18 protein-coding genes are annotated in these 17,589 nt (G+C 62.1%); 9 read left to right on the top strand and 9 right to left on the bottom strand.

Annotation, left to right across the window (positions count from 1 at the left end; all coding sequences use genetic code 11):
- Positions 1 to 75 precede the first annotated feature (75 nt).
- The 3 genes from IWX89_RS17580 to ykgO all read right to left on the bottom strand — a co-directional run bounded on the left by IWX89_RS17580 (position 76) and on the right by ykgO (position 2,352).
- The gene (locus IWX89_RS17580) at positions 76 to 564 is read right to left on the bottom strand and encodes a permease (RefSeq protein ID WP_374220538.1); all 489 of its coding nucleotides are present in this window, start codon (positions 562 to 564) and stop codon (positions 76 to 78) included.
- A 166-nt stretch (positions 565 to 730) separates the two neighbouring features.
- Positions 731 to 2,125 (bottom strand): Ig-like domain-containing protein, encoded by a 1,395-nt coding sequence (locus tag IWX89_RS17575; protein ID WP_196904833.1) that lies wholly within the window; start codon positions 2,123 to 2,125, stop codon positions 731 to 733.
- 104 nt (positions 2,126 to 2,229) lie between these two features.
- Complete coding sequence (gene ykgO, locus IWX89_RS17570) at positions 2,230 to 2,352, bottom strand: type B 50S ribosomal protein L36 (RefSeq protein WP_196904832.1); 123 nt, start codon at positions 2,350 to 2,352, stop codon at positions 2,230 to 2,232.
- Positions 2,353 to 2,399: 47 nt separating this feature from the next.
- Between ykgO and IWX89_RS17565 the strand changes: the two genes are divergently transcribed.
- The 4 genes from IWX89_RS17565 (at position 2,400) to IWX89_RS17550 (ending at position 6,590) form a co-directional block, all read left to right on the top strand.
- On the top strand, positions 2,400 to 3,431 hold the full coding sequence (locus tag IWX89_RS17565; RefSeq protein WP_196904831.1) for a GTP-binding protein: 1,032 nt from the start codon (positions 2,400 to 2,402) through the stop codon (positions 3,429 to 3,431).
- Positions 3,432 to 3,838: 407 nt separating this feature from the next.
- Positions 3,839 to 4,774: a metal ABC transporter solute-binding protein, Zn/Mn family gene (locus IWX89_RS17560; RefSeq protein ID WP_196904830.1), complete on the top strand. Its 936-nt coding sequence runs from the start codon at positions 3,839 to 3,841 to the stop codon at positions 4,772 to 4,774.
- Positions 4,775 to 4,860: 86 nt separating this feature from the next.
- Positions 4,861 to 5,691 carry an ATP-binding cassette domain-containing protein gene (locus tag IWX89_RS17555; protein WP_307836617.1) on the top strand — a complete coding sequence of 277 codons (831 nt, stop codon included), beginning with the start codon at positions 4,861 to 4,863 and terminating at the stop codon, positions 5,689 to 5,691.
- A complete protein-coding gene (locus tag IWX89_RS17550; RefSeq protein ID WP_196904829.1) occupies positions 5,688 to 6,590 on the top strand; it encodes a metal ABC transporter permease in 903 nt (300 codons plus the stop codon). Before IWX89_RS17555 ends, IWX89_RS17550 begins: the two co-directional genes overlap by 4 nt.
- Positions 6,591 to 6,842: 252 nt before the next feature.
- Here IWX89_RS17550 and IWX89_RS17545 read toward each other — a convergent pair whose 3' ends face one another.
- From IWX89_RS17545 to IWX89_RS17525, 5 genes are all read right to left on the bottom strand, one after another.
- On the bottom strand, positions 6,843 to 7,088 hold the full coding sequence (locus IWX89_RS17545) for a hypothetical protein (protein ID WP_196904828.1): 246 nt from the start codon (positions 7,086 to 7,088) through the stop codon (positions 6,843 to 6,845).
- Between the two features lie 122 nt (positions 7,089 to 7,210).
- Complete coding sequence (murJ, locus tag IWX89_RS17540; protein WP_196904827.1) at positions 7,211 to 8,761, bottom strand: murein biosynthesis integral membrane protein MurJ; 1,551 nt, start codon at positions 8,759 to 8,761, stop codon at positions 7,211 to 7,213.
- A 392-nt stretch (positions 8,762 to 9,153) separates the two neighbouring features.
- Positions 9,154 to 9,702 (bottom strand): hypothetical protein, encoded by a 549-nt coding sequence (locus tag IWX89_RS17535; RefSeq protein WP_196904826.1) that lies wholly within the window; start codon positions 9,700 to 9,702, stop codon positions 9,154 to 9,156.
- Positions 9,703 to 9,737: 35 nt separating this feature from the next.
- Positions 9,738 to 10,007: a hypothetical protein gene (locus IWX89_RS17530; RefSeq protein ID WP_196904825.1), complete on the bottom strand. Its 270-nt coding sequence runs from the start codon at positions 10,005 to 10,007 to the stop codon at positions 9,738 to 9,740.
- A 124-nt stretch (positions 10,008 to 10,131) separates the two neighbouring features.
- A complete protein-coding gene (locus IWX89_RS17525) occupies positions 10,132 to 10,740 on the bottom strand; it encodes a bifunctional 2-polyprenyl-6-hydroxyphenol methylase/3-demethylubiquinol 3-O-methyltransferase UbiG (RefSeq protein ID WP_196904824.1) in 609 nt (202 codons plus the stop codon).
- A gap of 235 nt (positions 10,741 to 10,975) precedes the next feature.
- Between IWX89_RS17525 and IWX89_RS17520 the strand changes: the two genes are divergently transcribed.
- Positions 10,976 to 11,596 carry an AbiV family abortive infection protein gene (locus tag IWX89_RS17520; RefSeq protein ID WP_231383461.1) on the top strand — a complete coding sequence of 207 codons (621 nt, stop codon included), beginning with the start codon at positions 10,976 to 10,978 and terminating at the stop codon, positions 11,594 to 11,596.
- Between the two features lie 183 nt (positions 11,597 to 11,779).
- Here the strand turns inward: IWX89_RS17520 and IWX89_RS17515 are convergent, their stop codons facing one another.
- Positions 11,780 to 12,457, bottom strand: a complete 678-nt coding sequence (locus IWX89_RS17515) for a DUF6226 family protein (RefSeq protein WP_196904822.1) — start codon at positions 12,455 to 12,457, stop codon at positions 11,780 to 11,782.
- Positions 12,458 to 12,665: 208 nt separating this feature from the next.
- On the opposite strand from IWX89_RS17515, the gene IWX89_RS17510 reads away from it, so the two are divergent.
- The 4 genes from IWX89_RS17510 (at position 12,666) to IWX89_RS17495 (ending at position 16,206) form a co-directional block, all read left to right on the top strand.
- The gene (locus IWX89_RS17510; RefSeq protein ID WP_196904821.1) at positions 12,666 to 13,172 is read left to right on the top strand and encodes a GNAT family N-acetyltransferase; all 507 of its coding nucleotides are present in this window, start codon (positions 12,666 to 12,668) and stop codon (positions 13,170 to 13,172) included.
- Positions 13,173 to 13,277: 105 nt separating this feature from the next.
- On the top strand, positions 13,278 to 15,083 hold the full coding sequence (locus IWX89_RS17505) for a hypothetical protein (RefSeq protein ID WP_196904820.1): 1,806 nt from the start codon (positions 13,278 to 13,280) through the stop codon (positions 15,081 to 15,083).
- A 259-nt stretch (positions 15,084 to 15,342) separates the two neighbouring features.
- Positions 15,343 to 15,675, top strand: coding sequence for a hypothetical protein (locus IWX89_RS17500; protein ID WP_196904819.1), 333 nt, complete (start codon positions 15,343 to 15,345; stop codon positions 15,673 to 15,675).
- A gap of 270 nt (positions 15,676 to 15,945) precedes the next feature.
- Complete coding sequence (locus IWX89_RS17495; protein ID WP_196904818.1) at positions 15,946 to 16,206, top strand: hypothetical protein; 261 nt, start codon at positions 15,946 to 15,948, stop codon at positions 16,204 to 16,206.
- Positions 16,207 to 17,589: the final 1,383 nt, after the last annotated feature.

The following is a 17,589-nucleotide window of genomic DNA, read 5'->3' as shown; positions in this document are numbered from 1 at the left end:
ATCCGACAACCGGCGATCAGAGACCGGCTTCACCCACCCCGTACGCGCCATACCCCCAACGTAACACGGGCAAGCTTAACTGAACGGTATTGGGGTTAGGAGGACTTCCGGCCTCGGATGCCGACTGTAGATCCAGCCGACGAGGTTGGCGATGAGGAAGCCGCCGAGGATGCGCGAGATGAGGATCGGGCTGTCCCAGCCGAATGCCTGCTGGGTGGTGATGATGGTGATGGGGTTGAGGATCGGCGCCGCGAACAGGAACGTCATCGACTCGGCGACCGTCAACCCCTTGGCGATGAGACCGCGTGCGAGCGGCACGTTGCCGCATTCACAGACCGGCAACAGCATTCCCAGCAGCGAGAGCACGACCCGCCGAGCGACCGGGTTCGCTGGCAGACGGCGGAGCAGGAATCCCTCCGGTAGCCAGACTTGCACGACGGTGGAGAGCAGGATCCCGAGGAAGACGAACGGGAGGGACTCAATGATCACGCTGATAGACAGGGTGACGAAGTCGCGTGCGGCGTCGCCGAGGCCGACGCCGGTGATCGTCGTGGGCGCGAACATCCGGATCAGGATAAACACGGCTACGGTGCCGAGGCCCACAACCAGGCCCGTTCCGCTCCGCCGGCGCAAGGGGGGATTCCGGGCGCTCTGTGGCCGGGGCGCGATCGTCTGACTCATCTGCACAGCGTACTTGCCGGGTTCATTTTCGATGCCGCCGTCTGGAGAGTCATCCGCACCAGTTCGGCTGGAAACCGGTCACGCCTCGAGTGCTGGTGCCCGTTGTCAAGTCGAGGAAGACGGTCGACATCGCAGTGAATGCCGGAACTGACGAGTAGTTGTCGGCGATTCCTTCGGCCGAGATGGTTTCCACGGCGAGGTACTGTCCATTCGGGGAGACGCAGAAATCCCGCACGCGGGAGGCATTGGAGGCGGGGGCGAGTACGATCTTTGAGCCGGTGTCCCCGGTCACTGTGATCGCCGGGTTGAGGACGTTGGCGTTCATCGTCGGCCGGAGGAAGAGCTGCGCGTAGCGCCCCTTCCCATCGATCAGGGTGAGCTTTCCGGGGTACGCCTTCTCGCTGAGAACGCTCGCGGCAAGGTCGAGGGTTGTCACCTTGCCGTCGTCGAGGTCGATCGCTGAGCCCTGTGTCGGGTCGGCGACGACGAGGGAGCGCGTTCCGGGGATGAAGCCGCGCATTTCGCTGTGGATGCCCAGAGGAGTAGGACTCGCGTCGCCGATCGCCTGCATAAGGTAGAGCGTTTGGCTGTAGGCCTGCACGACGAGCGACGTCGTGCCGGGAACGAAGTCCAGGTCCAGCACGGACATGGGCAGCCCGTCAAACCCCGTGACTTCCCTGGGCAAGCCAGAGGACTCCGTGAGATCGTAGGTGAACGGTGTGTTCTCGAAGTGCCGCCCACGGGCGGCGGGATCACTGGTGAAGGCGTAGCCGATCAGGTGTTTCGAGGGCGACGCGCGCAAATGAGAGACGGTGCCCGCCGAGGGCAACGGGACGGTCACGGTACTGCCGCCGGAGAACGACACCACTTCGAGTGAGGCCTTGCCGTCTCCATCGAGGGTGACGGCGGCGAGGTGCGCGTCGAGCGCGGCGTATTCCTGGATGCGGGGAGCGCTGAAGACGACTTCGCCATCGCCTCGGCCGCGCAGGGTCGTGCGGCGCACAGCGTCCGGGCGCTTGGCTCCGGCGGCATCGAGTCGCTGGTCACGCTGGAGGGCGTAAATCCGGCTGTCGGGAGTCGTGAACGAGTGGCGCAGGGTCGAAGCAGCATCGTTGAAGGTGCCGGTGACCCCGTCCACCGTCACGGTGTAGCGGGTGTTGTAGCGGAGGATGCCGGTGAACTCGACGGTTAGCGTGTTGCCGGAAACGGTCGACGTGGTATCTGTCTTTGGATCCACGGTCACGCTGCGGGCGGCACCGGCGGCGAGGGGCTGGTCAGCGGTGAGGGACAGCCGTGCGCCGATGCGCTCGATGGAGGCGTCGAGGTTGATCTGCGAAGCGGTGAGCCGAGGTCCCTGGGTGAAGTTCGCGACTGCCAAACCCGCGGCGAGGAGGGCGAGGATCGCGATCGTCCCGGAGAGAAAGCGCACGAAGTCACGACTCACGCGCCGGGCTGAACGCGGATTCTCCGTAGTCGTGCTCCTGGCCACCATCGACCTCAACAATACCGGCGGCGACCCAGGTCGCACGGCGCCGACCCGCTGCGCTATCAGCCCTGTCGTGCCTTCATCCGAGGGTTCCTCCTGTTTATCACGAACACTCGACCGTGGCGCCGCACGATTTGGGCACCGGGAAGCTTCTTCAATGCCTTAAGGGAATTCCGAATTTTCATGCCCGCTCGATTCTTATTGAGAACGAATATCAATTAGAGTAACAGTCATGAAGGCGCATCCATTTCTCACCGTCAACCTGGTCAGCGGCCTCACCGGCTCCGGCAAATCGTCGACTGCTCGCGCGAGCGGGGCCGCCACGGTCGGCCTCTCCGGGGCGGACCAGGATGCCATCGCCATGGCGATAGCGCACAACCACGGCCGTTCCGAGGTGATGCTTGAACTCCACCCCTCGGCCGGTCCGCTCGAGGTGGCCATCGCGGTCCTCGCGGCAGCAAACGATGGCACGCCGTTTCCTGAACTCCGTCGCCTCCGACTCGGCAGCTTCGTGAGCGTGCTCGATGCGTCCCGGTTCTGGCGGGACATCCGAAGCGACGCGCTCGCGCCCTTGCCACCGGTTGCCTGCGCCAGCCATGGCGAGCACGACCGCACCGTCGCGGACGCGCTCGTGGAACAGATCGAATGGGCCAGCGTCGTCGTCATCAACAAGACCGACCTCGCCGACCAAGGCGAGTGCGCCGACCTGCGCGACTTCGTCCGACTGCTCAACCCGGCCAGCCACGTTATCTTCGCCCGGCACGGCCACAGCGCAATCTCTCCTTGGCTCCCCCCGAGGGAGGACATGCTGGCCTGGTTGCAACAGAGCCCCGGTTGGATACGCCAACTCAACGGCGAGGGCCTGCTCGCCTCGAGCACCTCCGGTCTGCGCTGCGCGGTCTACCGCGATCCGCGACCGTTCCACCCCGGCCGACTGGCCGCCTTCCTCGCCAAGCACTCCGACGAGGCCGGCGAGATCTTGCGCTCGCGCGGGCTGTTCCGGCTCGCCACCCGGCCATACGTCGTGGGATCTTGGAACAGCGCCGGGCCAACCATAGCTTTCGAACCGACCTCGATGGGCTCCCACGATCCGCAGTCGCCGTGGGGACAGGAAATCGCCTTCTTCGGCGTCAGCCTCGATGCGACCAGGCTAACGAGGAATCTAAACGCCTGCCTGCTGACCGATCAGGAGTTCATCGGCGGTCCTATGTACTGGAGCACCCTGGCAGACCCCTTCCCGAGCTGGGACCTCGGCCACACCTAAATCGGATAGCCGAGTTTTTCCGGCAAGTGCTCAGCGCTCCTCCTAGTGGTCGACATGCGCCGCGCGTTTGTGGCCTTCGTGCTCCACCACCTGATGTCCACACGTCTCACCGTACTAGTGCTCGGTGACGGCGTACACGGCGTGGACTGCAGCCAGTGATATGACATCTCCTTGGTGGCGAGACACGGAGGACAGATCTGCGAACAGTCAACACGCTCAGCCACACCGCGATCGCTTTTCGGTCAAAAGTTCATCACGCTCATGGCCGCATCGCAATGCGACTCCACAATCCGGAGTCATTCCCGTGGTCATCTGTGACGGTAGCGCGGTCCGGCGGCTCGTTCTACTCATAAATAAAGCATATGATTATCATTATCAATAGTGAATTTTCCTAGAAAGACACCCGCATGCGCCTCCCCAGCCATAGTGCAAACCTCCTCACCGGGTTCGCCCTCCTCGCCCTCACCCTCGCAGGTTGCTCGGCCACGCCGTCCACCGACGGCGCAACTGACGGCACAACCGACGGCGCAAAAATTGCTGTCGTCGCCTCGACGAACGTGTGGGGCGACATCGCCGCCCAGATTGGCGGGGACGCTATCAATGTTTCTTCGCTGATCTCCGACCCCGCTCAGGACCCGCACTCATTCGAGGCGGACGCGCAAGTGCAATTAGCTCTCTCAAAGGCCGACGTCGTGGTCGAAAACGGCGGCGGCTACGATGACTACGTCGAGACTCTGCTCAGGGGCGCCGACAATACGACGGCCACCGTCCTGAACGCAGTCGACATCTCCGGTTTTGACCAAGAGCCCGCGACAGGCGAGCTGAACGAACACGTCTGGTACGACTTCCCGACGGTCAAAAAGGTCGCCGCTGAAATCACGAAGACGTTCTCCAAGCTCGACCCGGCCAACTCCGACACGTTCATCGCAAACGAGAAGGCCTTCGGAGCCGCAGTCGACGTGCTGGCGGCGGACACTGCCGCACTCAAGACGGGTTCCGCAGCCGGCTCCGGCGTGGCCATCACCGAACCGGTTCCGCTATACCTGCTGAGCGCCGCCGGCCTGATCAACAAAACCCCGGTCGAGTTCAGCGAGGCGATTGAAGAGGGCACGGATGTCGCCCCCACCGTTATGCAAAAAACGCTGGCCCTATTCAGTGAGAAGACGGTCTCGCTGCTGGCATACAACGAGCAGACCACCGGACCGGAAACCGAGAAAGTCCTTGCCGCGGCGAAGGCCGCCGGGATTGCGATCGTCTCGGTGACGGAGACCCTTCCAAACGGCAAAAGTTACCTCAGCTGGATGACCGACAACGTGGATGCCGTCGCGACGGCGCTGAAGTAGCCACAACCACTACAGATCACCGACAGGTGTAACCGGGCCTAACTGAGGCCGGGCGACAGCCACACCGGGTGGTCGGGAAGGGCCTCGTGGCCAACAACATCGCTCCACCAGTGCTCAGCCTCCGCTCGGCTTCTCTCGCCTACGGAACCCGCCGACTCTGGCATGACCTCGACCTCGACGTGCGCCCCGGCGAGTTCCTCGCCGTACTCGGGCCCAACGGAACCGGCAAGACGAGCCTGCTGAAGACCATCCTCGGCCAGGAACGCCTGAGCGAGGGAACAATCACGTTCCTTGGCCAACCGGTCGGGCGTGGAAACCGCCGAATCGGCTACATCCCGCAGCAGAAGCTTTTCGAACAGGGCACCCCTCTGCGCGCGCGCGACCTGATCGCGTTCGGGGTGAACGGCCACCGGTGGGGCCTTCCGGTCTCCTCCCAGACGGTGCGCGAGCACGTCGACCGGGTTCTGGCCGCGGTCGGCGCCACCGACTACGCCGCCGCACCCGTGGCGACCCTTTCCGGTGGTGAGCAGCAGCGCATCCGCGTGGGCCAGGCGATCGCGGGCAATCCCCGGTTGCTGCTCTGTGATGAGCCCCTGCTCTCGCTGGATCTGCACCATCAACGCGGTGTGAGCGAACTGATCGACGCCCAGCGCCAGGCGCTCGGCACGGCGGTAGTCTTCGTCACTCACGACGTGAACCCGGTCCTCAGTTTCGTCGACCGCGTGCTTTACCTCGCCGGGGGGCGTTTCCGAATCGGCACACCGGACGAGGTCCTCCGTTCAGAGGTGCTCTCCGAGATGTACGACACCCCGGTCGAAGTGATCCGGAGCCGCGGCCGCATCGTCGTGCTCGGCACCCCCGAGGAGCCAGGGGTGCACGACCACCTCGACACTGGCATCGGGCGGAGTCACCCATGAACCCCCTAGACAACCAAGACCTCTGGTCGCAGATTTTCGGATTCGCCAACTACGGCGAGCTCCTGGTCCTCGTGCGCAATTCGATCATTGCCGGCGCCGTCCTCGGCGTTGTAGGCGGCCTCATCGGACCATTCATCATGATGCGGGACCTGGCCTTCGCGGTGCACGGGGTCAGTGAGCTCTCCTTCGCCGGAGCATCCGCCGCGCTGCTGTTCGGCGTCAACGTGTTGGCCGGATCGATGGTGGGCTCCATGCTCGCCGCGCTGCTGATCGGTGTTTTCGGCGCGCGGGCGCGGGAACGCAACTCGATCATTGCGGTTCTGATGCCGTTCGGACTCGGTCTCGGCATCCTCTTCCTCGCCTTGAACAAGGGCCGAAGCGCCAACAAGTTCGGCCTGCTGACCGGGCAGATAGTGTCGGTCGACAACCCTCAACTCGCCATGCTCACTGCCATCTCGATCGTCGTCATCCTGGGGCTGCTGATCATGTGGCGGCCGCTGACCTTCGCGAGCATCGACGCGGACGTCGCGCAGGCGCGCGGAGTGCCGGTCACGACCCTCGCGGTTGTGTTCATGGTGCTCCTCGGCCTCGCCACCGCCGTCTCGATCCAGGTAGTCGGCGCGCTGTTGGTGCTGTCTCTGCTGGTGACTCCCGCAGCGGCCGCAATGAGGGTCACCTCGTCACCGGTGCTCACACCGTTGCTGAGCGTGGTTTTCGCGGTGACCTCTATCGTCGGCGGTATCCTGCTCGCGCTCGGCGGTGGGCTACCGATCAGCCCGTATGTCACGACGATCTCGTTCCTTATCTACGTCGTGTGCCGGATCATCGGCGCACGACGGGCGAAGACGGGTGCGATTGGCCGACTGGGCGTTGCGGCCGGAAGAGTGAGCAACCGATGACGAGGCGCGAAATTCACGCGGGCTCAGAAGAGTCATCGGCTGCCGACGACGGACTGGGCAGACTCGTGGTTCCGGTGTGGCCAGTCAACAAAGCTTCTCATTCTGGGTTGCACTCGGTGATCGAGAGGAGTGCGTATCGAGCCAAATGCGCGAGGGTGCAAAAAGCGAGCCTTGCGGCGCCCAGGTCTCAGGGGTGCTCCAAGAGGAAGGTCTATCGGTCCACGCTCACGAGCGCAATCACACGGGCCCAGGTCAGACCGAGCTTCGGCTCTGGGTCTGAGTTCGAACGATGAGCGCGATGACGACGGTCACGACGCCGACACACAGGAGAGCGAACGCGGCCGCCATCACCGCCGCATCGCCGGGGAGCATGGCGCACGCTGCCGGCGAATCGTCGTAAGGGCACGTTCGCCAGGGCTGGAACAAATACAGAACCGTCCCAAACAGTCCAATGACGGCTGCCGCAATCCCGACCAGGAACAACAACCGTGCTGCCATGTCACGAGTAAAGCACAACGAATGACGAATAGTTGGCGCCTGTTGGCATTGTTCGACAGGGAACCTTACGCGGGCAGTCCGCTCTGCTGTGTGGGCGGTTGGGACCACGGCCGCTGTGGTGGCTACCTTCGGCGCAGGTTGTTCAGTGTTCGGTCGCCGAGTATCCAGCTCACCGCGATGAAGACTGTCAGAACGCCTGTACCCGCGGCCGCCAGGAGGGCGGCCTGGCCGACGAAGCCTGTTGGTGTGCCGGTGTAGGCCATCAGTGATAACCCGGCAGCGGTACTGACTATGGCCGCGGCGAGCAGTCGGGCGTATCCGAGCGCGAGGGGCCGTTGACCGGTGGGGACGTGACCGCGGTTTTGAAGGGTTCGCCGTAGCGACAGGTGCGCGGTTAGCCAGCCGGCGAAGTTGGCGATGGAGATTCCTGCTGCGATTCCGATCACGGTGAGTTCAGGTGGAAGGAGGAGCGCTGCTGCGGCGCTGGCGGCGGAGAGTGCGGCGATGACGAGTTGGGTGGTGAAAGGGCCGCGGGCATCCTGCAGCGCGAATGATGTTCGGTTGAGCACGTAGGCCTGGCTGAACCCGATGAGCCCGATTGCTAGAACCTGGAGTACGTGCCCAATGATCGGCTTGCCAAAGAGCACCTCGGTAATCAGCGGGCCCAGCGCCACGAAAGCTGCACTGGCGGCGATCGCGATGTAAGCGACTGGTTTGCTGGCCAGGGTGGAGAGTGCGTCAATCTCGGCGAGGTTGTTTCGTGCGGCGGATCCGCTCATCCGTGTGTAGAGGGCTGTTGTCAGCGACACGGTGACGATCCCGTGGGGCAGGAGCATCAGCAGGTACGCCATCGAGAGGGAGTTCAGGCTGGGGCCGTCGACGCCCAACTCGTTGAGGGTCTTCCCGGCGTTACTGGCGACGTTCGACGTGACCAGGTACGCGGCCTGGCCCGCGATGACCCCAAGGAGAGTCCAGCCCGCCAGGGTCGACATATGCCCGAGACCACCAAAGCCCCAGCGAAGCCGGATACGAAACCCGATTCTCCGCAGCGGGATGAGGAGCAGCAGAGCCTGGATGGCGATGGCCAAGGTAGCCGAGCCACTGAGCACCGCGATCATCAGGGGACTCCACGAGTCCACCGTGCCCAGCCCGGTCGGCAGCAGGAAAAGGAAGACCAGGATTCCGCTGATCCCCAGCAGGTTGGAGACTGCGGGGGCCCACGCGGGGGCCCCGAACACACCGCGTGCGTTCAGGACCTGAGACAGGACGGCGAAAGCGATGAGGAAGAAGATCTGCGGCAAGCACCAGTACGCCATCGACGTTGCGAGTCCCCGCCACTGCGCCGACCAGGGCGTTGCGTAGATCCAGACAATTCCCGGAGCGCACAGCGTGAGGACGACTGTGGCCACGGCCCCACCCACGAGAACGATCGTGAGGAGCCGGTCCGTGTTCTCCTGGCCAGCCGGGCCGTCGTGAAGGTTTCGAACGATCTGCGGGACAAGCACCGCGCCCAGGACGCCGCCAGCGATCAGAGCGAAGAGGTAGGTGGGTGCTGAGGTCGCGATTTCAAACGTTTGCCCACCGATCGCCTCGCTCGTGCCTCCGATCGCGGCTACGAGCAGAATTGCCTTGAGGAAACCGAGCGCCCGGGAGACGAGCGTGGCGGCCATCATCGACCCAATCGAGCCGCGCGCACTCATCGGCCAGGCTCCGGACTAGCCCCGCACGGTCGGCAGGCCGATATGAAATCCCCCATTCGCTAACATTCCCACAGCGGCCGAGGAACCAGCACCAACCCAGTCGCAAATCTGCCGTCGCGGACCCCAACCCTTAACGGGCGGCAACTCCTGAGAGTTTGTTCACAGGTGAGGGGTCTTGGTTGTTACAAGATGCGGGCAGGAACATTCATGGTGTCCAGGCCTTCAACGCTGCCATCGAGTTGCGGGTTGTTCGGCCCGGTCGAGCGGGCCCGAAACCGCTGGTGTGACGGCTTGAGTTCTGGTGGTTCGCGTTGTGCAGCTCCGCGGCTTTCTCGGGGCTGGCGTTCATTGTGTTCTGCACGGGCTCATGCGCGCGCGGCTGACTCTTCCAGCACCAAGCGGGACAAGGTGTCGACCGCCACGTCGCGCCCGGAGAGAACAACGCCAAGAGCTTCCTTGTAAACCATGTCACGGACTGGAAAGGGACGTCCCTTACCGAGCTGGAGCATTGTCAAACCGTTCCTGAAGTCATTCTTGTGGCCCTTATAGATCACCCATTCCGCATCAGGGAAGGTCGCAGTCAAGACTTCCCCGAAGTAAGCCTGCACCTCATCGATCAGGGCAAGCTGCGCTGACGTGAACGGGCCACTCCCCGGGGCACCTCTCTCGGAGGTGGGTCTCGAGGGGTCCCACCACGATGGCAGTTCTGCGCGCTGCGTTTCGTGACGCTCCTTGATATGGGCCAGGAACCACTCGTTCACGGCGTCCAGGCTTTCGACGCTGCCGTCGAGTTGCGGATCGCTCGGCCCGTTCAACCGACTCCGAAGATGCACTTGCGCCGGTTTAAGTCCCCGGAGGTATAGCTCGTGTAATTCCTCACGTTTTTCGCGACTGGCGCTCATGGTGTCCCACATGTCGTCAGGCTACCCAAAGGAAGAAAGGGAACGAACTATGCAACTCCCGTGGCCACAGCATTGAGCACGTGGGCCACCACGTAGCCCACTATCACCACCACTATGCCGACAGCCGGCACCCACCAGATACGACTGCCACGGCGGACCAGAAGGGCGACGGCGACACCCTCAATGAGCAGCGCGCCGACCGCGGCGAGCGGTGTGACAAAAACTGATCTTGTCAAGAGGTCAAAGTCGCAGTGGCGCGAGAACCCACAGGCATCGACGTTGAACTGCTCCATGAGAGAAATGAGGGTGAGGATCACCGCGATCAAGATCTGCAGGACGGCCAACGAGACTGCGACGCTGACGTCAGTCCCTGACGTTCTTCGGCGCTGACGCGTTGAAAAGGGAATGTCTAACATTTGCTAGTTCCTTCGTTCGTATCCCTCAGTGGGCTTCGCGGCGTCGGGCGACGATGGCTGCCACCGGGCGCTGGCCGGCGGTCTTCCGGACGTGCGATTCGACCACGTCGAAACCGGTCGCGTTCAACTCGGTGCCGAGGTCATCCACGGGCCAGCGGTAGGCCGGCGTGACGGCGTGGGCGAATTCCTCGACCGTCTGGCCTTCGAAGAATCCGACAAGCAGCGTGCCGCCGGGGTTGAGCGCGCGACGGAACTCGTGGAGAGGAATCCGTATCGTCTGGGGCTCGTAGTGAATGAGGGAGTACCAGGAGAGGATCCCGCCGATTGAGCCCGTGTCGGCGTCGAGCGAGTCGAGACTGCCCAGCGTGTAGCTCACGCCGGGAAAGGTGTTCGTGGCGTAGGTGACGAACTCGGGCACCAAATCGACTCCGCGAGCAGCATGGCCTTGCTCAGTGAGGAAGTTGGTCCAATGGCCTGGACCACAGCCAGCATCGACTATTTCCCCGTCGACATCGCCGGCCCACTGGGAAACGAGTTGGAGATCGGATGGGTGCACGGCAGCCATCGACCCCAAGAGTTCGGTGTACTCCCTTACTCGGCGTGAGTACGCCGCGGTGCTGCCCTTGTTGACCATGCGGTCGAGTCTAGGCAGGGTCGAGCCGTGTGCCCGTAAGACGGGACGGCCACCGCGACAGATCAGGCGCCAAGTAACCCAGCGAGGACGCGCGCCGATGCCGTGTCACTGGGGAACCGTTCGAGGTCTTCCCTGTGACGAGACTTACAAAGGACCGCAGCGTTGGCTGAGCGAGCCCGCCTCCCCGCCTACGGTCCCCGCACGTCGTCGAGACGTCTAGTCTGGCAACGTGACGATGCTGACGCCGACGGCCGCCCGAGCATTCTGGCTGGCACTCCTGGACAACGCGGCGCGGAGCATCATTGATGCAGACGCCCTGTTCCCATCACCGCGCGCGCAGTCGCTGGTTGTACTTGCACAGGAGGAAGTGGGCAAGGCGGTCTGGGTCTACAAGTCGTTCTATAACGCCTGGAACGACGGTGACGAAACGCCGCGCGAGGTGCCTGAACTGCGCAACAAGGGGCTTAATCACCTCGCAAAGCTCATAGAGGCCACCGACTTCTTGACCGCAATGGTCGAAGTCCCGGGATTTTCGGAGGCCGTGGACATCGAAATCGCGAAGGCCCACGCACCCGATGCGCTGGCCGCCTATCTGAAGGGCCTCGCCCAAGAGGACAACGAGGCGAAGAAGAGGGGCTTCTACGTCGATCTCCGAGCGGATGGCTCGTTCACGGTGCCACATGAGATCGACAGGCCACTCCTGAGGTTTCAGATCTGGGAGGCCGCTGACATGATCCAGTGGTTCCTCGTCGAAGACCATATGCGAGCCAGCCTGACGGGCAAAAAGCCGGTCTCCCCAACCGAGGACGTTGAGACACTGCTCGTAGCTGTCTTGGCTCGCGGCTCGGACGATTAGGTCGGCCCACCTACGTCACATGGGTATAACCGCTTATACCCATGTGACATGCAACCGCCCGTTGTAGCGGGCGCCCGTAACCCGGACGTCCATGGACGCAGATCCGGCGCCAAGCCGCCGAGGCTCCGACGTTTCGGGGGAGTGCCCTTTGGGAACCCTGACCGGGACAGCAGGCTCGGGCGATCAGCCGAGGGCGTCGGATTGGCCCTTCGCAAGTAATGGCCAGGGGGACCACTGTCCTGCAGGCGGTAGGGCGGATCGCGCGGACTTGACCCGGTCCTCGGGCATGTCCTCGGGCAGGTCCTCGGTGCGGCTGCGACCGGATCGCATCCCGACCCCTGGCTCCTCGAGCCGGTATTCAATCCAGTCGCCCCGCCCGGGATCGAATCGCTCAGAATAACCACCTGACACGACGGTGCGGGTGGTCCATTCGAGCTCTTCCGCCAGATTCAGGACATCGTCGTCACAGGCATCACAGCCGCACACCGGGAAGTGGAAGTCGTTGAGCGAACCCGCGTGAAGGTAGACGCCCGGGAACGGCGTAAGGACAAATGTCAGCGGTGCCGCTGTCGGGTTGCGAGGCACGACGCGTACTGCACGGACGACCTCATTTGGCATTTGGAGAAGATCTGCAGCGGCGTTTGGGGCTTCGTCGACGGCAACGTCGAACGTGGTCTGCAGCCACTCGATCAGTGCGTCAGCGACGTCGTGCAACCGCGCGAACCGCTGCAGATTACTAACACGGGAATACGCGTCTTCGGGCGGAGACGCTCCTCCCCATCGATTGCCGTAGTCAATCGGACGGCCCTGCTCATCCCGGTAGATCTCCACTGGGAACGTGGGGCGTCGATACTCTGTCATGCTCACAAACTATCCGTCCAGTGTTCGGTTCACCGAGAAGTTCGACGGCCCGCAATCGGGCATCTATCGATGCTCGGTTGGTGTGAGCTGGGGAGTGCCTTGGTGCTCGCACTCAGGGATCGCAGAGGAACCTTGTACGGGACGCGTTCGCCGGCGTCCCTCGGGGAGGTATCGCAGGTGTTCCATGGTGCCGGACTACGTTTACAAGATGACCCATGCCATTCGCGAGGCTGAGCCTCGCGACTTGATCCGCCTCGAGGACATTGAGAACAAGGCGGACTCTCTTTTTCTCGAACGCTTCCAACCTGAGTCGTGGCGGCTAGCGCCACCTGCGCAAGAGCGCCTTATAGTCGCCGGCTACGTCTTGGTCGTGGCTGAAGTCTTAGGTGGCGAGGCGGTGGGCTTTGTGCATGTTGTTCTGACGAATGAGGTGGCTCACCTGGAACAGCTCGCTGTCCTGCCATCTCATGGACGACGCGGTTATGGACGGACGTTGGTTGAGGCGGCCAAACAAGAAGCGCTTCGGCGCAGGTTTAGCGAGATCACCTTGCGAACCTTTGCGGAGATTCCTTGGAACGCACCTTTCTACACCGATTGCGGGTTCGTAGAAACTGAACCCGCCACCGCGTTCCATATTGACCTGCTGAACGCGGAGATCAAGGCTGGCAGCGCGAGTTACGGACGCCGAATTCAAATGGTCTGCACGTTGTCGTAGAGCTATCCCTCAGCGGGTACCAATTGAAGTAGCCGCTCATCGCTAGGGCTAGCTTTCCGTTCGCTCGCGGGGGCGAAACATCGGCCGGTACGTGAGAATTGCAGGATGTCCGTAGAACTCCTAGCTGTTAACGCCGTAAGCGATCGCATAGCGGCATGCCCGAAGCTAGCTCCCGAGGTCGCATCCGGGGACAGGACTCCCATTACGGACGGCCATATTGACTTCTACACCTCCGAAAAGCACAGCAAGAAGACGCACGGGGGACGGGTTCCCGTACAGGTCAAGGGGCGAGTAACCAAAGCGAAGATTAAGTCGTCGCGTGACAGTCAATCCTTTCAGGTTGAGCGCGAGGTACTTCGGTTTTTCCGCAATCACGGTGGCGGTGTCTACTTTTACGTGCCGATGCGTAAGGGAGGCGTACAACGGGAGATCTTTTACGCGATTCTGCTTCCGTTCAAGATTGATCACCTCTTAGATGAAGGTTCCGCCGAGCAGAAGACGTTCTCCATCAAACTCACGCGGCTTCCCACAGAGACATCGAAGGTCGAGGGGATCATCCACCTCGCCTGGAGCGGTCGCTCTCAAAGCGCCGCTGCGAGCCGGAACGATCACCTCCTGGACAAAGCAGAAAGTCTGACGATCCATTCACTGGTCGGTTTCGATGAGTCTCTTCCCACGCGCCTTGCGCTGAGCGAAACCGACTACGTCGTGGTCGCTCATCTCCCCGGAGGTGTCGAGATTGCCCTTGATATTGATCTCGAGATCTTCCCGCCTGAATTTATCGCGCGGGATCTCGCAATCCCGATTAGTTGCGGGGGTATCGAGTTCGCCAACGGCTCTGGCCGTCGAATCGACGAGAACACGCTCCTTGTCCAACTCTCTGAAGGACTCCAACTTCGGCTCAACCTCGTGGACGGCAAGGTCAGCGCGACTCTAGATGCGGCGCATCAAGGCTCCTTGCGTGAACAAACCAAGAACTTCGACTTCATGATCGCATCCGCCGCTGGGAACCCATTGGTCATCGGCGAAGACGCGTACGAGCCTCACGATGGTGATCCGAAAATGGAAGCCCGATTGCGAAAGGTCCGAGCGGAGCTCGCCCGCTTGATCGAACTGTTTGATGAGCTCGGCATCGATGACGACCTGACCTCGACCATAGAGATAGACCACGAAACGAAACGGACGCTCCTCGCTCTCCACGAGGGAATTGTTCAGGACCGCCCTGTGCGAGGGACCTCAGATGGGAGCGGGCGATATGACATCGCGATCGGGGCGTACAAAATCACGGTAATTATCATGCCGGCCAAGGACGAACACTTCCGGCTGATCGTCGATCCATTCGACCCCACCAAACGTGACCGTTACCGTATCTACCGAGTCGAAGAGGGAGGCTCTCCAGAGTCGATCGAGCTTGGAACTGCGTACGAAGCAGTGACGCCGGAAGACATGGCTTTGGTTCTCAATCTGAGGTTGCGCGGCATCGTGGCTACCTACGCGGAGCTTGAGGATCGCGACGCTGCACGCAACATGGCCAACCTAACGTTGCTTCGACTTCTCTCGGCCACAGATCTGATGAGCGAGGGGCGCCACCGCGCCTATCTTCTCCGGGGGTGCATCGACCTCTGCAAGTGGTTGCTGGGGGAGGATCCAGACTCACTTATACATCGAATCAACTGGTGGCAGATTCAGCGCCGTTTGGGAACGCTCGGCGATGCGGATCGACGCGACATTCGTGCAGCGCGGCGCTCTCTGAACAGGGAGGACAAGCAGGCCGGCCTACTGGAAGCCTGCCTGCTGATCCTGGTCGAGGACCCGAACGAACTCGAACTCGCCATCTCAGAGCTCAAAGACGACGAGGTTGCCATGTTGCAGAGCTGGCCTGTGTGGGCCCTCGCGAACCCCAAATCATGAATGCATTGGGGTCGGTTGAGAATTCGGAGCTTCAACTACGTTAGACAGCGTTTTCTCGGTGGGCTGGCGTAGTTGAAGCTCTGAATTCTTTGTGACAGATGACCGTAAGAGGGACGATCAGCGGACGGCTTTTCAGGTGCTCACCAGAGCGCGGTCGAGGCCCTATTTCGACAGGCAGGGCCGCCCGTTAGCCGAACCCTTTGCGGATCGCTGGAACGGTTGCGTCGTCTGCAGGGGCGAGACCTGCGAGACTCACCGCATGACACTGCAGACGAGTACTCAGAAACGACGTGCTGTGTCTCCGGTGCTCATCGGATTCGTGGGGATGATCATCGTTCCGTTTTGCATCGTGCTCGCGACCAACTCCTGGGATGCTCCAGACGCAGCAGACTTCGTCCGGATGGCGTTTGGAACCGTAATCGCCTCCACCTTGGCGACGGTGGCGGCTTGGTGGCTGGCGTTCAACCGGATGAAAGCGGGGCGGAGTGACCGTTACTGGTTCTGGGGCGTGGCTGGCATCGTCACTCTTTCCGCAATTGGCAGCATCTCCAGTGCTGCTGAGACTCTGCTGGTGCAATTGAACAATTCATAGATCGCCAATCCGCGGCCGGACCGGTCCCCAGCCCGCGTCGAAGGAAGGTTATTCATGGCTTCTCGAACATCCAGGCTCTCTCTGGTCGTACTTGTCGTGTTGGTCCTTAGTGGGTGTTCGGCTGGAGTTGGCACCGGTGACTCAGCGTCGGCTGCCGGGGGAGCGATCGAGTTGGCGGTATCGCAGACTTGCGCTGATGGGGCGGACCCGCAATGCGTTCAGGTCAATGGCGAGAATGTTGTTCTCCCATCCGCACTTGAGCGAGCTGGAGTGAAGGATGCCACCATCGCCGAAGGTGAGGGGTCGAACGCGGTTGACGTGACGTTCACCGAAGACGGGGCGGTCGTCTTTAACGCCCTCACGGTGAAGGCCGTCCAAGCCGGGGATTCGGCGCGCCTGATTATCAAGATCGGCGGGGAGATACAGGCTGCCGTCGTGGTGATGGAGGCCATGGAGGGTGATCATGTGCAGATCAGCGTCTCTCCAGACGACAACGCCCAGAAAATCGTAGACCTGATTCACAAGGGTTGAGAAGCGTCGGTGCATCCGGACAAATCCGGGAGAGCGTGGAGGATGAGCTGTGCTGAGCCCAGGTCGTAGGGGCCCAAGGGGAAAGTAAATTGAGGTCAAACGTCGATGGATAAGAAGCGAATGCAGCAATCCAACCGGGTCTTGAAAGTAGGGTCGTCAGCTTCCGGGCAACTGGCTAGGCCAGCGGCGGTGACTTACGCCTTTCTTTCGATCACGGCAGGCGCTGGTCTGGCCTTCATCGTCGCGACAGGGGGACTCGTCAATGCGCCGTGGGCTACAGCGCAGGCCGTAACCATAATCTTGGTGGCCGTGAGCTTCGCCGTGGCTAGTGCGTGGTTTGTTGCGCTGCCCGTTGTAGCCGGGCTTCTTGCGACTAGGGGGCGTCGCTGGCCAGTGATCTATCTGACAGTGTTCGCAGCGACTCAGCTACTTACGCTAGGGTTGTCGCCCGTGTTGGGAGTGCTATCGTCGCTCCTCACTGTGCTCGGTTGTGTGCTGCTCTGGTTGCCAAAATCACGCGCCTATTCAAAGTCGATTTCATCTCATCGACGTGAGTTGCGCCGCTCATGACGGCTGCCAGGTCCGTTTCCTGGCCGGGCTGGGTGGACTTGTTGAGGCAGGCAACCGTGTGCGGGACGAGGACTGCCTCGGCCTGATGCAACCTGCCGGTCAAGCGATGCCAATCCGTGATCGCCACCGCGAGAGCAAACCCGGTAATTGCTCACCCTGTGCGGTCGCTGCCCGCGACTTGAGGAGAAAGTCCCAGCGTGCGCAACGGGATGTGGTTGCATGGCCAAATGGGAACGAGAGGATGGGCGGCTACCGCGTTGTGCGGGCTGGCCATCTTCATGGCATTGCCGCCAGCTGCGGCGATTTACGCGGCCCGAGATCCAAGCTATTCGTGCCTTGTGGACGCGCTCCCGGCGTCTCGCGAAAGCGTAGACCCCGGACAGCCGATCGTTGGCCGGATCACGCTGATGCCGCTGGGGCTGCAGTGCGAATTCACGTCCACGACCGGACGGGCAATGACCTTGAAACCCGATGTGGTGTTGACCGCTCTGCTCGCCACTTCAGCTGCTTCCTTTCTCGCGGCTGGCTTGGTGCTGGTCCAGGGGAGCAGCCGTCGGCGAGTCCTTTCTGGATGCAGAGAGACACCGGGAAAGTCCTAGCGAAACGGTCTAGGGCTGCGTGCGCCCACGGACCGCGAAACGAACCCCGTACGGGATACCCCGATCGACGTGCCGAGCAACTCTCAGCGGGGACGCTATTTCTTGTTCTTTCGCGCAGCTGTCGCGCGTCGCGTTATTTGACGATGGCGGCGTCATCGTCGGTGACGATGCCTGGGTCTGAAAAAGCCCCGCCGGGGGATTCCGGCGGGGCTTT

This window comes from Cryobacterium sp. MP_M3 (assembly GCF_015752155.1).
Lineage (GTDB): Bacteria > Actinomycetota > Actinomycetes > Actinomycetales > Microbacteriaceae > Cryobacterium.
This window is presented reverse-complemented; position numbering and strand designations above follow the sequence as displayed.